We start from the raw sequence: 12,923 nt of genomic DNA on the forward strand, positions 1-12,923 counted from the left end.
CTCAGCCGTTGACCGTCGGGCCGTCGGCATCGAGGTCTTCGAGCTCGAACGGTTGGCGCCGCGCACGTTTCGCGGCGCGACGCTCCTCCGCGCGCGGCCGCTGGTCGGCCGCCGATTCGAGCCGAGGGTCTGTGCCCCGGTGGCCGAACGCGACGACGCCGGTGTCCCCCGCGATCGAGTCGGCGGTTGGGTCCCAGCCGAAGGTCACGCCGCCAATGGTGACGTCGCACCCGGCGACGGCACCCGCTTTAGCCAGCGCGGACTCGACGCCGAGCTTCGCGAGCCGGTCGGCCAAGAAACCGACCGCTTCGTCGTTCTGGAAGTCCGTCTGCTTGATCCAGCGTTCGGGTTTGACGCCGCGTACGACGAAACCTTCGGTCTCGGGGTCTGGTTCGACGGTGAATCCGTTCTCGCCGACGGCCTTGGGACGGATGATGATGCGCGCCGCTTCCTCGGGTGGGTTGGCGATCCGATGGGCGACAACGGCCTCACCGAGCGCGAACTTCAACGGTTCGAGTCCCTCGTGAGTCACCGCCGAGATCGCGAATACTGTGAAGCCACGCTCTTCGAGCTGAGGGCGCACCATGTCGGCGATCTCCCGCGCGTCGGGTACGTCGACCTTGGTCAGGACCACCATCGAGGCGCGGGCCGAAAGGTCGCCGTACTCGTCAAGTTCGTGGGTCAGCGCGTCGATGTCCGACAGCGGATCGCGTCCGGGTTCGTAGGTCGCGCAGTCCACGACGTGTACCAGCACGGAGGTGCGCTCGACGTGCCGGAGGAATTCCAGCCCGAGGCCCTTGCCTTGCGAGGCGCCGGGGATGAGACCGGGAACGTCGGCGACGGTGTAGACGTGCTCGCCGGCTTGTACGACGCCGAGGTTGGGCACCAGGGTGGTGAACGGATAGTCGGCGATCTTGGGCCGGGCCGCCGAGATCACGCTGATTAACGATGACTTGCCGGCGCTTGGGAACCCAACAAGGCCGACGTCGGCGACGGACTTCAGCTCGAGTACGACGCTGACCTCGTCGCCGGCCTCACCGAGCAAGGCGAATCCAGGCGCTTTGCGGCGCGATGAGGCGAGCGCGGCATTGCCGAGGCCGCCGCGGCCGCCCGGCGCGATCACGAACTCGTGACCGACCATGGTCAGGTCCGCCAGCGGCTCACCCTCAGGCGTGCTCACAACCGTCCCGGGGGGTACCCGCAACGTGAGCGACTCGCCGTTGGCGCCGTTGCGGTGGTCGCCCATACCAGGCTTCGCGTTGCCGGCTCGCTGATGCGGGCGGTAGTGGAAATCCAGCAGCGTGTGCACATTTGCATCGACCACGAGCGTGACATCACCGCCGTTGCCACCGTTCCCGCCGTCCGGGCCGCCGAGCGGTTTGAACTTCTCACGATGAACCGACACACACCCGTGCCCGCCGTTGCCGCCTGCGACGTGAAGTACGACGCGATCGATGAACGTTGCCACGTCCTACCTCCCGGATTCTGTTGGGACTGCCCGTTGAGCTAAATGCAGCGAGGGCGCGGGACCATCTGGTCCGACGCCCTCGCTGGTGAAATCTGTGGTGCGGTTAGCTGGCGACCGTCTGCTCGACGATGCTGATCTGCTTGCGACCACGACGGCTGCCGAACTCGACTGCGCCGGCGGTCAGCGCGAACAGCGTGTCATCGCCGCCACGGCCGACGTTGTCGCCCGGGTGGAAGTGGGTGCCACGCTGGCGAACGATGATCTCGCCGGCCTTGACGACCTGGCCACCGAAGCGCTTGACACCAAGCCGCTGTGCGTTGGAATCGCGACCGTTCCGCGAGGACGATGCGCCTTTTTTGTGTGCCATGAGGTGTCCTACTTCCCGCTGGTGATGCCGGTGACCTTGACAATGGTCAGCGGCTGACGGTGGCCCTGACGCTTCTTGTAACCGGTCTTGTTCTTGTATTTCATGATCTTGATCTTCGGGCCCTTGGCGTGGTCAACGACCTCTGCCTTGACGGCGACTTTTTCAAGCGACTTCGCGTCCGCGGTTACGGTGCCGTCGTTGACGAGCAGCAGTGCGGGAAACGAGATCTCGTCTCCGGGCGCTCCTGCCAACTTCTCAACTTCGAACACGTCACCCTCGGCAACGCGATATTGCTTGCCGCCAGTCTTGACTACGGCGTACACGGCAACTCCCTGTATATAACTGGTCTTCTCGGTTACGGCTGCCGAATAGGTACGGCGATGATCCGCTATGAACAGAATTGGTAGTGCCAGAAACTTCTGGCGCGACAAGTAAGGATATCGCAATGCACCCCACCCTGGTCAATCGGGGCGGCTGTGCAATGAGACTCAGTACGCGCAGCCCACGCCCCTAGTCCGCGGCCACGTGTGGCGATCCCGCCGGGCGACGAGCCGCACGACGCCGACGCGGGGTCGGCTTGAGCGGTTCGGCAGCCTGTTCGCTGGACGCCTCGACAGTCGGTTCGCCCTGCGCGGTCTCGGTGACCTGCACGGTCTCGGCGACCCGCGGGGTCTCGGTGGTCTGCACGGTCTCGGTAGCCTGCGGGGTCTCGGCGACCGAGTCGGTTTGCACGATCTCTCCTGCGGGCGGAGTCGCGTTCGCGTCGGGTTTGCGCTTCGAGGCATTGGCGATCTCGGAGATCAGCGCCGACGCATCGTGCTTGGGCTCTGCCTCGGGTTCGGACTGAGTCGCCTGTTTGTCGTCAGACTTGTTACGTGAACGGTCTCGCCCGCGTCGGGACTTGTTGTTGTCCGATCCACCACGCGACTTGTTGTTGTCCGATCCACCGCGCGACTTGTCGTTGTCACCAGACTTGTCCAGGTGGCTCTTGTCGACCGGCTCGGCGTGTACGACGACCCCGCGCCCGCCGCAGTGCTCGCACGGCTCACTGAAGGCATCGAGCAGGCCCTGCCCGACCCGCTTGCGAGTCATCTGCACCAGGCCGAGCGAGGTGACCTCTGCGACCTGGTGTTTCGTGCGGTCTCGGCCAAGGCACTCGGTGAGGCGGCGCAGTACCAGGTCCCGGTTGCTCTCCAGTAGCATGTCGATGAAGTCGATTACGACAATGCCGCCGACATCACGCAGCCTGAGCTGACGGACGACCTCCTCAGCCGCCTCGAGGTTGTTCTTCGTGACGGTCTGCTCGAGGTTGCCGCCGCTTCCGGTGAACTTGCCGGTATTGACATCGATGACAGTCATGGCCTCGGTGTGGTCGATCACCAGCGAGCCGCCGCTCGGCAGCCAGACCTTGCGGTCGAGTGCCTTCGACAGCTGTTCGTCAATGCGGTGGTCGTGGAAGACCTCGCCGGCGCCGACGTACTTCGACAGCCGTGGCGACAGATCCGGAGCAACGTGGTTGATGTACGCCGAGATCGTGTCCCAGGCATCGTCGCCGGCGACGACCATCGACTCGAAGTCCTCGTTGAACAGGTCCCGCACGACCCGGATCGCCAGGTCCGGCTCCTCGTGGAGCACCGAGGGGGCGGGTGTCGAGTTATTGGCGACCTTCTTCTCGATTACTTCCCACTGCGCCATGAGGCGGTTGACATCGCGGGTCAGCTCTTCCTCGGTCGCGCCTTCCGCGGCCGTACGCACGATGACTCCCGCGCCGTCCGGCACGATCTTGCGCAGGATGTCCTTGAGACGGTGCCGCTCACCTTCCGGAAGCTTGCGACTGATCCCGGTCATCGAACCGCCTGGCACGTAGACCAGGTAGCGACCTGGCAACGAGATCTGGCTAGTCAGTCGGGCACCTTTGTGACCGATCGGGTCCTTAGTGACCTGCACGAGGACCTTGTCACCGGAGCTGAGCGCGTGCTCGATCGTGCGTTGCTTGCCCTCGAGCCCAGCGGCGTCCCAGTTGACCTCGCCGGCGTACAACACGGCGTTGCGCTTCTTACCGATATCGATAAAGGCCGCTTCCATGCTGGGCAGCACGTTTTGCACGCGACCGTAGTAAATCCCGCCGGCGAACGACTGCTCGCTGGCGAGCGTGACGTAATGCTCGACGAGTACGTCGTCCTCCAGCACCGCAATCTGGATGCGTTCGCCGGACTGGCGCACGATCATCGAGCGGGTCACCGCCTCGCGGCGGGCCAGGAACTCGGCCTCGGTCAAGATCGGGGCGCGACGACGACCCGCGTCGCGACCTTCCCGACGTCGCTGGCGCTTAGCCTCAAGGCGCACCGAGCCACTGACGCCGCGCACCTTGTTGGAGTCATTGGACCGCGCCGAGACGACCGAACGACCGCCGCCGTTGTCGCCGCTGCTGCTGTCGTCAGAGTCGTCGCCGCGCCGCCGACGACGGCGCCTGCGCCGCGTGCCGCTTCCTTCATCATCGGAGGAGTCCTCCGATGAGCCTTCCGACTTTCCATTCTCCGACCTGCCAGAACCGGATTTGTCCGTGTCCTGCTCATTGCGGGCCGAGTCCTGTTGGCGCGACTCTTGCTTCGATGAGTCTGTGCCGGACTCGTCGGACTGCTCTTTCGCCGAACTCTCGCTCGAGCCCGGATCCTCACCGTTCGTCTCGTCGTCGCGACCCTTACCGCGGCCGCGGCGCCCACGACGCCGGCGACGGGACCCGTCGTCGTTGTCCGAATCTGACGTGTCGTCTTGACCGTTCTTCGGCTTCTCGGCCTTCGACTGCTCCGCGTTCTGGGTGTTGCCGCTCGGCCTGTCCTCGGGCTGCTTGTCAGCACTTTGTTGGTCAGTATTGCCGGACCTGTTGTCGTGCGAGCCGTTGTCCTGCTGAGCGTCGCCCTGGTCCTTTTTGGCCGCCCTGGCCGGCTTCTTGCGGGCGACCGTCGGAACGTCCTCGGGCGCGACAAACAGCGCTATCGGCGGCGCGGCGGCCGGTGCGCTCAAGGCCGGCACGCGGGGCGCTTCCTCCGTGGTCGGCGCATCCGCGGCCTGATGCGACAGCGTGAGCTGGGTGGCTTTGCGCGTACGCTTAGCGGCCTTCTTCGGCGGCGCCTCGGAGGTTTCGGCTCCCCCTGCATCGATGGTCTGCGGCTCGGTCGTCTGCGCCTCGACGGCTGGTGAAGCGGCCTTCTTTGTCGTCCGGCGTTTGGGTTTTGCCTCGGCGGTCGGGTCGGCCTGCGCCGGCTCGTCGGCTGGTGCCGCCTTTGCCGCGGCAGTCTTCGCCGCCGCCTTGGTCGACTTGCGGGGCGCCCGTTTGGCGGCGACCTTGCGCGGCGCTTTCACCGGCGCGTTCTCCTCGGCCCCGGCGGTGTCTGAGCTCGAGGCAGGTGCAGGATTCGGTTCGCCGTTTGTCGGCTCGTGGTCGAGCATCGGGTGAAGCTCCTTCGGCTCCAATGCGCGGCCGGGTACGGCGGTCAAGCCGTACCCTCTTCGGGCGCATGCATCGGCGCATGTCGTGCGTGCCTGCATGTCGTTCCATGCCGACTCGCGAAAGTCTGGTGGGCCATCGCAAGGACGCGGGTACATGCGTCTCACGCGATGCGAATGACGAGGCCGTTGCCCGCTTCGTGCCTTTAGGCGAGCGGATCGACGAGCCGGCCGGTGGAATCGAGGGACCCTTGCTGCAGCCGAAGCGCCGTAGGAAGTACGGGCGGTGCAAGTCCTGCGACATCACGCAACGCGGCGTATACGTCATCCGGTCGTACGACGGGAATGGACTGTCGTACCACCGCGCTCATTATGGCACAGTCGCCAGAATCGCCCGCGGAAACGGTCACGTCGGCGATTGGCGACCTTACGTCGACGAGTTTGCGGCCACCCTGTGTGACTCGCTCGATCGTGACTGTCTCCGTGGCCAGGAAGGTGTCGACGGCCGCTTGCAATGTCGGCGCCTCGACCCCCGGGAAGGTGAACCGCCAGTACGACGCGTCGATCTTGTCGGCCAGCGATTTACCGGTCGCGACCACGCACTCGACGATGTCGAGGTCCGCCGGCAGGGCGTCGTTGAGGGACTCTCGCACGACCCGAGGGTCACGGGCCTCAGTAAGCCCGATCTCGACGTACTCCGCTTCACTGGCAACCGTCGTCGGCGCGGCGCCGACCCACGAGATCTTCGGATGCGGCGTAAACCCGGCCGAGAATCCGACCGGCAGCGCGGCGCGGCGAATCGCGCGTTCGAAGGTGCGGGTGAAGTCGCGATGCGACATAAACCTCAGGCGGCCGGTCTTGGTGTAACGGATCCAGAGCCGTTGCACTACCGGCGGTGGCGGCGGTCCTTCGGGAGTACGCGGTTTACGTGGCTTGCGCGGACCGCTCATCCCTGCCCTACTACGGTCAACGGCAGCAGCTTCTTGCCGGTGGGACCTATCTGGATGTCGGTACCCATCCCCGGGCACACTCCGCAGTCGTAGCAGGGCGTCCAGCGGCAGTCGTCTAGCTCGGTCTCGTCGAGCGCGTCGAGCCAGTCGTCCCAGAGCCACTGCTTGTCCAGGCCTGAGTCGAGGTGGTCCCAAGGCAGGATCTCGAACTCGTCACGTTCACGCACCGTGTACCACTCGAGGTCCACGCCGTACGGCGCGAGCGCCTCACTCGCGCACCGCGTCCACCGTTCGTGCGAAAAGTGCTCACTCCAGCCGTCGAACTTGCCGCCCTCTTCCCATACGCGCTGGATGACCGCGCCGACACGCCTGTCGCCGCGCGAGAGCAAACCTTCGACCTCGGAGGGTTTGCCGTCGTGGTAGCGAAAGCCGATCGACTTGCCGAGGTTCTTATCATCAGAAATCGCCTTGCGCAGTTTGGCCAGACGCTCGTCGATAGTCTGCGCCGAAGCCTGCGAGGCCCACTGGAACGGCGTGTGCGGTTTCGGCACGAAACCGCCGATCGACACGGTGCACCGAATGTCGTTACGTCCTGCAGCCTCGCGGCCGGCCCGGATGACTTCCTTTGCCATGTCGGCGATCTCGAGGACGTCGTCATCGGTTTCGGTCGGCAGGCCGCACATGAAGTAGAGCTTCACCTGACGCCAGCCGTTGGCGTACGCCGTTGTCACCGTCTGGATCAGGTCCTCCTGCGAGACCATCTTGTTGATGACCTTGCGAATCCGTTCGCTGCCCCCTTCGGGGGCGAAGGTGAGTCCAGAACGCCTGCCGTTACGGGAAAGTTCGTTGGCGAGGGTGACATTGAATGCGTCGACACGGGTAGACGGCAAGGACAGCGAAGTCTTGGTGCCTTCATAGCGGTCGGCCAGACCCTTGGCGACGTCCGCGATCTCCGAGTGGTCGGCGCTGGACAGGCTGAGCAGTCCGACTTCCTCGAAACCGGTGGCCTTTAACCCTGCTTCAACCATCTCGCCGATGCCGGTGATCGACCGCTCGCGCACTGGACGGGTGATCATCCCGGCCTGGCAGAAACGACAGCCACGAGTGCAGCCGCGGAAGATCTCCACGCTCATCCGCTCATGCACGGACTCGGCAAGCGGGACGAGTGGCTTCTTTGGATAAGGCCATTCGTCGAGGTTCATCGTCGTACGTTTGTCGATCTTGTCCGGTACGCCGTCTCGATTTGCCTGCACAGCGGCGATCTGACCGTTGTCGGCATAGGTCACGTCATAGAACCGCGGCACATAGACGCCCGAGATCGCAGCGATATCGGCGAGCAACTGCTCTCGCCCGCCGACCTGTCCCCCGCTCTTCCAGCGGGACACAGCGTCGGTGATGTCGCCGACGACCTGCTCGCCATCCCCGAGTACGGCGGCGTCGATGAAGTCCGAGATCGGCTCCGGGTTGAAGGCCGCGTGGCCACCGGCGATCACGATCGGGTGCTCGATTCCGCGGTCCGCCGACTTCAGCGGAATCTGGGCCAGGTCGAGCGCTTCGAGCAAGTTGGTGTAGCCAAGCTCGGTCGCGAACGACACGCCAAGTAGATCGAACTCGTGCACCGGACGGTGCCCGTCGACGGTGAATTGCGGAATGCCCTCCTCGCGCATAAGCGCTGCGAGGTCCGGCCATACCGCATAGGTGCGCTCGGCCAGCGCGTCTGGTCGCTCGTTGAGGATTTCGTAGAGGATCATCACGCCCTGGTTGGGCGCTCCGACCTCGTACGCATCGGGGTACATGAGTGCCCAACGCACGTCGACGCTGTCCCAGTCCTTAACGGTGGAGTTGGGTTCACCGCCGACGTACTGGATCGGCTTTTGCACCATCGGCAGCAGCGGCTCGAGGCGTGGGAATAAGGATTCGACAGTCATAACGGGTCCAGGGTATCCGCTTCGCCGTCGCTTGGCGCCATCCCGTGGATCAAACTAGGCCGGCGGGCCTTAGGCGGCCGTGACGACCTTCGGTTCGGCGCCGAGATGCAGGTCGTCGGTAAATCCGCGATAAGCCAGTCGCGACGCATAAATCGTCGCCACCGAGGCCATCGCGAGCAGGCCGAGCGTAAGCGGGACCCCGTAGCTCAGGCCGTCGCGGGCCGTCGCGGACAGAACCCCGTTGTGTCCGGCGTAAACAGCAGCCTTTCCGGCCGGCGGCAAGAACGCCGCCACCGCCGTCAGTACGCCCGCAGTGCCGAAGGCAACGCCAAGGGACTGGATCATCACTCGGACCGAACTCACGCTGCCGAGACTGTCGGACGGCGCCTGGCGCATAATCGCCGACGTGTTGGCCGTGATGACCATGCCACCGCCGAAGCCCGAAATGAAGCCGCCGAGCGCGACAACCAGATACCAGTGCGGGAGCCAGATCATCGTCGCGCACAGCGCCACGCCGACCAGCGACAGCCCGGCACCGACTCCGCTGATCACCGCGCTGCGTACCCGTCGTTCGAGGGCACCGGCCCACGGCGAGGACAGCAGGGTGCCGATCGCGATCGGCAGGACGAGCAGGCCCGCTTGCGTCGGCGAGAATCCGTACAGAGTCTGGTAAATCAGGGCGATGAACAGCAGCAGTCCGAATCGGACAAACTGGTTCATGAACGACGCGAGCGACGCCCAAGCAAAGAGCCGCTCACGGAACAAACCGAGATCGAGCAGCGGCGCCGACGCACGTCGCTCACGGAAGATGAACACCGGCAGTATTAATACGATCAGCAGGAGCCCGATCAGTACGGTCGGATTGGTCCATCCGTGACCGCTCACCGCGCTGAGGGTGGTGACGACCGATCCGAGTACGGCGAATCCGGTGACGGCGCCGCCGATGTCGAATCTTCCGGTCCGCGCCGGGCGCTCCTCTTTGCGAAGCATCGTGAACGCGAAGTACGTCGCGACCGCGGCGACCGGGACGTTGACCCAAAACAGCCAGCGCCATCCGAGGGTGTCGGTGATCACGCCGCCGACAACGGGCCCGATCAGCTGCGCGACGGACGAGGCGGCGTAATAGATGCCCATCCCCTGCCCAAGCATCATCCGCGGCAACGACGAGGTAAGCAGGGCGCCACTCGTCGACCACATCATGGCCGCGCCGACACCGCTGAGTGCGCGCAGCACGATGACGACCCACGCCGACGTGCCGAATCCGACCGCCAGGCTGGCGAGGGTGAACAACAGCATCCCCGACGCAAACATCCGACGCCGCGACAGCATGTCCGACAGTCGACCGAAGATGACGATAAGGCCGGTGCTCGCGAGCATGTAGCCGAGCAGGATCCAGGTCGCCTGGTCGGCGCTCGCCGACAAGTCGTGGGCGATCTCCGGCAGTGCAACGTTAAGGCTGCTCTGGTTAAACCCGCCGACCAGCATGGATGAAGACGTAATCGCCACCACGCGCCAAGCGTAGGAACGCTCGGCGCGGGCGGCGACCGGAGTCGACTTGGTGCGCTTTATCAGCGAGGACCACCGGTGACATAGAGCGTCTGGCCCGTCACGAATCCGGAGGCGTCACTGGCCAGGAATGCCACGACGTTGGCGATGTCCTCGGGCTGACCGACACGACGCAGCGGGGTGCGCTCCGCGGCGGCCTTCTGGTAGTCACTGACGTCGGCACCGACGCGCTGCGCGGTGGCGTCGGTCATCGGAGTCGCGATGTAGCCCGGCGCGATGGCGTTGACGTTGATGTTGAACGGGCCGAGTTCGATAGCGAGCGTCGCGGTGAAGCCTTGTAGGCCGGCCTTCGCGGTCGAGTAGTTGGCCTGGCCGCGGTTGCCGAGGGCCGAACGGCTCGACAGGTTGACGATCTTGCCGTACTTCTGCTCGACCATGTACTTCTGCGCGGACTTGCAGGTGTTGAACGCGCCGCGGAGGTGGACGCCCATGACGGTGTCCCAGTCCTGTTCGGTCATCTTGAACAGCAGGTTGTCGCGGGTCACGCCGGCGTTGTTGACCAAGATGTCCAGTCGCCCGAACTCCTTGGCGGTCTTGTCGACGGCGGCCTGCACGGCTGCCATGTCGGCAACGTCCGCGCCGATCGCGATCGCCTTGCCACCGGCAAGGCTAATGCGCTCGACCGTGGCAGCGCAGGCCTCTTCCTTGAGGTCGACAACGGCGACCGCCGCACCGTCTTGGGCCAGCTTTACCGCAGTTGCCTGGCCAATTCCCTGCGCGCCACCGGTGACGAAGGCGACTCTCTGAATGTCTTCTGACATGACTATTGCTCCATTTCTCGTCCGCGACCTCGAATCCGCGCGGACTTCATTATGGAGTCAACCACGAGCCGCGGGCCGACCTTTACCTGGCCCGCTCAGCATGAAACGCGCTACATGCGGCGAATGTCAGAGGTTGGGAAAGAAGATCTTCGCCTCGCGAATGCCGTTTTCCGGCGAGTCCGAGCCGTGCACGATGTTGCGATTCGTCGCGGTCGCGAAATCACCGCGGATGCTGCCTGTGGGTGCGGCAACCGGGTCGGTGCTGCCGGCGAGCTGCCGGAATGCCTCGATAGCGCGGTCGCCCTCGGCGACGATGGCCACCAGCGGGCCACCGGTGATAAACGACATCAGATCTTCGTAATACGGCCGGCCTTCGTGCTCGGCGTAGTGCTCGGCGGCCGTCGCGTGGTCGATCGTGCGCAACTCCATCGCCACCAGCTGCAGCCCCTTGCCTTCGATGCGTCTCACGACCTCACCGACGAGCCCGCGCGCGACGCCGTCGGGTTTGATCAAGATGAGGGTGCGCTCGGACATTCATGCTCCTTGGGGCTAATCACTAGTGGTCAGCACAGATGCTACCGGCAGCCGATCAGACGGGTGGATCGGCAATGATCCGCTGCGCGCGAGCAAACAGCAGCTCCGTGTGGTGATGCAACCGCTCCCCGATATGCACCGGGGCCAAGCCCGCGAGCGCGCGGGCATAGGTGCCCTCAAGCACAATGCCGAGCTTGAAACACGCCAGTACGGCGTACCAGTTAATCGAGGAAAGGTCGCGGTCGGTGCGCAGCGAGTATCGCTCGACGAGCTCCGCAGGTGTCGGTACGCCGCCCGCGACGACCATCGGGTTGTCCAGCAGTCCTTCGCCGTACTTGTCCGCGCCGGTAGCGATCAACCAGCCAATATCGAGCAGCGGATCGCCCTGTGTGCACATCTCCCAATCGACCACGGCGGCGACCTCCGGGCGATCACGTCGCAGCATGACGTTGGCGAGGTGGAAGTCGCCGTGCATCAAGCCGGGCTTCCACGTCTTCGGGAAGTTCGCGTTAAGCCAGGCGGCAACCTCGCTGACACCGTCGAGCTTGCGGCCGCGGTATTCGTCGAACTCCTGATACTTCTCCAAGTCGGTGAGCCAGCGCTCCACCTGCCGCTCCAGAAAACCGCGCGGCGAGCCGATGTCCTCAAGCCCCACCTTGCGAGGGTCCACCGCACCAAGAGCGGCGGCGGCATCGACGACGCGCAGGACTGCTTCTTTGCGTACGTCGGCATTCTCGGCGTACAGCGGTGGCAGTCCGTCACCCGGGTTAAATCCGTCGATCGGCTCCATCAGGTAGAAGATCGCGCCGTCAAGGACTCGCTCGTCGTCGCACCCGCCGATGAACCTGGGATGCGGTACGTCGGTCTGCCCAAGGGCCTGGAGTACTTCCATCTCGCGCAGGATGGCGCGGTTGGTGTGCGGACGCAGGTGTTCGGGTCCGCGTCGCAGCACGTAGGTCTTCCCCGCCCGATCGAACATCAGCATGATGTTCTGGGTGCCGCCGCCGATCGCCTTCGCATTGGTGATCGGTCCGTCACCAAGGTGCACCTTGTCCATCCACGTGCGGACCGTGTCGAGGTCGACGAGATCGACCGACGTGTGCGTAGTCGGCGCGTCTTTACTAGCGCTCACTGGAATCCCCCGTCCAGACGCAGCGTGGCGCCGGTCGAAAATGACGAGTCGTCGCTGCAGAAGTACATTGCCGCTCCGACGATCTCGTCAGGATTTCCCGCTCGCGACAACGACGCGTTGTCCTTCAGCGCGGTCAGCGACTCCTCGGTCCAAGCGGTTGAAATATCGGTCAGGAACGCCCCGCACTGAATGCCGTTAACGCGCACAGTGGGCCCGAACGCCTTCGAGAAGCCCTCCGTGAAGGCATCCAGGCCGCGTTTCGCGGCGGCGTACGGAAGCGCTTTGGGCTGCGGTCGCCACGCTTCCATCGAGGAGATGTTAAGGATCGACCCGCCACCGCCGTCGTTGACCATTCGCTCGCCGATCAGCGCGGTGAGTCGGAACGGACCCTTGAGGTTGACGCCGATGACCTTGTCGAACAGCTCCTCGGTGACTTCCCCCAAGCTTGGGTACAACGGCGAGAGACCGGCGTTGTTGACCAGGATGTCCACCCGTGCGAACTCGCTGTAGACGGTGTCGACGAGTCGGCCGCAGTCGTCCCAGTGGCTGACATTGAAGCCGACGGGAAGAGCGCGTACACCGAACTCCTTGGTGACCTCCTCCGCGACCGCCACGCAGTTCTCCTTCTTACGGCTGGCGATGATGACGTCGGCGCCTTCGGCGGCGAACGCGCGCACCATCTCCTTACCCATACCGCGGCTACCGCCCGTAACGAGCGCGACCTTGCCTGAGAGTTTCAAGTCATCTCCTGGATCTCGATGTTCGGTTGA

11 protein-coding genes are annotated in these 12,923 nt (G+C 64.7%); all 11 read right to left on the reverse strand.

Going from position 1 to position 12,923, the window contains the following annotated elements:
- Position 1 precedes the first annotated feature (1 nt).
- The 11 genes from obgE to CLV47_RS16905 all read right to left on the reverse strand — a co-directional run bounded on the left by obgE (position 2) and on the right by CLV47_RS16905 (position 12,893).
- Positions 2-1,468: a GTPase ObgE gene (gene obgE / locus CLV47_RS16855; protein ID WP_106350240.1), complete on the reverse strand. Its 1,467-nt coding sequence runs from the start codon at positions 1,466-1,468 to the stop codon at positions 2-4.
- Positions 1,469-1,571: 103 nt separating this feature from the next.
- Positions 1,572-1,835: a 50S ribosomal protein L27 gene (rpmA, locus tag CLV47_RS16860; protein WP_106350242.1), complete on the reverse strand. Its 264-nt coding sequence runs from the start codon at positions 1,833-1,835 to the stop codon at positions 1,572-1,574.
- Between the two features lie 8 nt (positions 1,836-1,843).
- Positions 1,844-2,281: a 50S ribosomal protein L21 gene (gene rplU / locus CLV47_RS16865; RefSeq protein ID WP_272946806.1), complete on the reverse strand. Its 438-nt coding sequence runs from the start codon at positions 2,279-2,281 to the stop codon at positions 1,844-1,846.
- A 64-nt stretch (positions 2,282-2,345) separates the two neighbouring features.
- Positions 2,346-5,333, reverse strand: coding sequence for an Rne/Rng family ribonuclease (locus CLV47_RS16870; RefSeq protein WP_238145483.1), 2,988 nt, complete (start codon positions 5,331-5,333; stop codon positions 2,346-2,348).
- A 155-nt stretch (positions 5,334-5,488) separates the two neighbouring features.
- On the reverse strand, positions 5,489-6,232 hold the full coding sequence (locus CLV47_RS16875; RefSeq protein ID WP_106350245.1) for a TIGR03936 family radical SAM-associated protein: 744 nt from the start codon (positions 6,230-6,232) through the stop codon (positions 5,489-5,491).
- Positions 6,229-8,160: a TIGR03960 family B12-binding radical SAM protein gene (locus CLV47_RS16880; RefSeq protein WP_106350247.1), complete on the reverse strand. Its 1,932-nt coding sequence runs from the start codon at positions 8,158-8,160 to the stop codon at positions 6,229-6,231. The genes CLV47_RS16875 and CLV47_RS16880 overlap by 4 nt, the downstream gene beginning before the upstream one ends.
- Before the next feature lie 69 nt (positions 8,161-8,229).
- On the reverse strand, positions 8,230-9,669 hold the full coding sequence (locus CLV47_RS16885) for an MFS transporter (protein WP_146135415.1): 1,440 nt from the start codon (positions 9,667-9,669) through the stop codon (positions 8,230-8,232).
- Between the two features lie 59 nt (positions 9,670-9,728).
- The gene (gene fabG, locus CLV47_RS16890; RefSeq protein WP_106350250.1) at positions 9,729-10,487 is read right to left on the reverse strand and encodes a 3-oxoacyl-ACP reductase FabG; all 759 of its coding nucleotides are present in this window, start codon (positions 10,485-10,487) and stop codon (positions 9,729-9,731) included.
- Positions 10,488-10,613: 126 nt separating this feature from the next.
- A complete protein-coding gene (gene ndk / locus CLV47_RS16895) occupies positions 10,614-11,021 on the reverse strand; it encodes a nucleoside-diphosphate kinase (protein WP_106350251.1) in 408 nt (135 codons plus the stop codon).
- Positions 11,022-11,076: 55 nt separating this feature from the next.
- Positions 11,077-12,153, reverse strand: a complete 1,077-nt coding sequence (locus tag CLV47_RS16900; RefSeq protein WP_202862651.1) for a phosphotransferase family protein — start codon at positions 12,151-12,153, stop codon at positions 11,077-11,079.
- On the reverse strand, positions 12,150-12,893 hold the full coding sequence (locus CLV47_RS16905; protein WP_106350253.1) for an SDR family NAD(P)-dependent oxidoreductase: 744 nt from the start codon (positions 12,891-12,893) through the stop codon (positions 12,150-12,152). The genes CLV47_RS16900 and CLV47_RS16905 overlap by 4 nt, the downstream gene beginning before the upstream one ends.
- Positions 12,894-12,923 lie beyond the last annotated feature (30 nt).

This window comes from Antricoccus suffuscus (assembly GCF_003003235.1).
GTDB classification, from domain to species: Bacteria; Actinomycetota; Actinomycetes; order Mycobacteriales; family Antricoccaceae; genus Antricoccus; species Antricoccus suffuscus.

What these genes read in the sequence shown, in the direction of transcription:
- rpmA (WP_106350242.1), bottom strand. Translation starts at nt 1,835, where the DNA reads ATGGCACACAAAAAAGGCGCATCGTCCTCGCGGAACGGTCGCGATTCC.
- CLV47_RS16875 (WP_106350245.1), bottom strand. Translation starts at nt 6,232, where the DNA reads ATGAGCGGTCCGCGCAAGCCACGTAAACCGCGTACTCCCGAAGGACCG.
- CLV47_RS16880 (WP_106350247.1), bottom strand. Translation starts at nt 8,160, where the DNA reads ATGACTGTCGAATCCTTATTCCCACGCCTCGAGCCGCTGCTGCCGATG.
- fabG (WP_106350250.1), bottom strand. Translation starts at nt 10,487, where the DNA reads ATGTCAGAAGACATTCAGAGAGTCGCCTTCGTCACCGGTGGCGCGCAG.
- ndk (WP_106350251.1), bottom strand. Translation starts at nt 11,021, where the DNA reads ATGTCCGAGCGCACCCTCATCTTGATCAAACCCGACGGCGTCGCGCGC.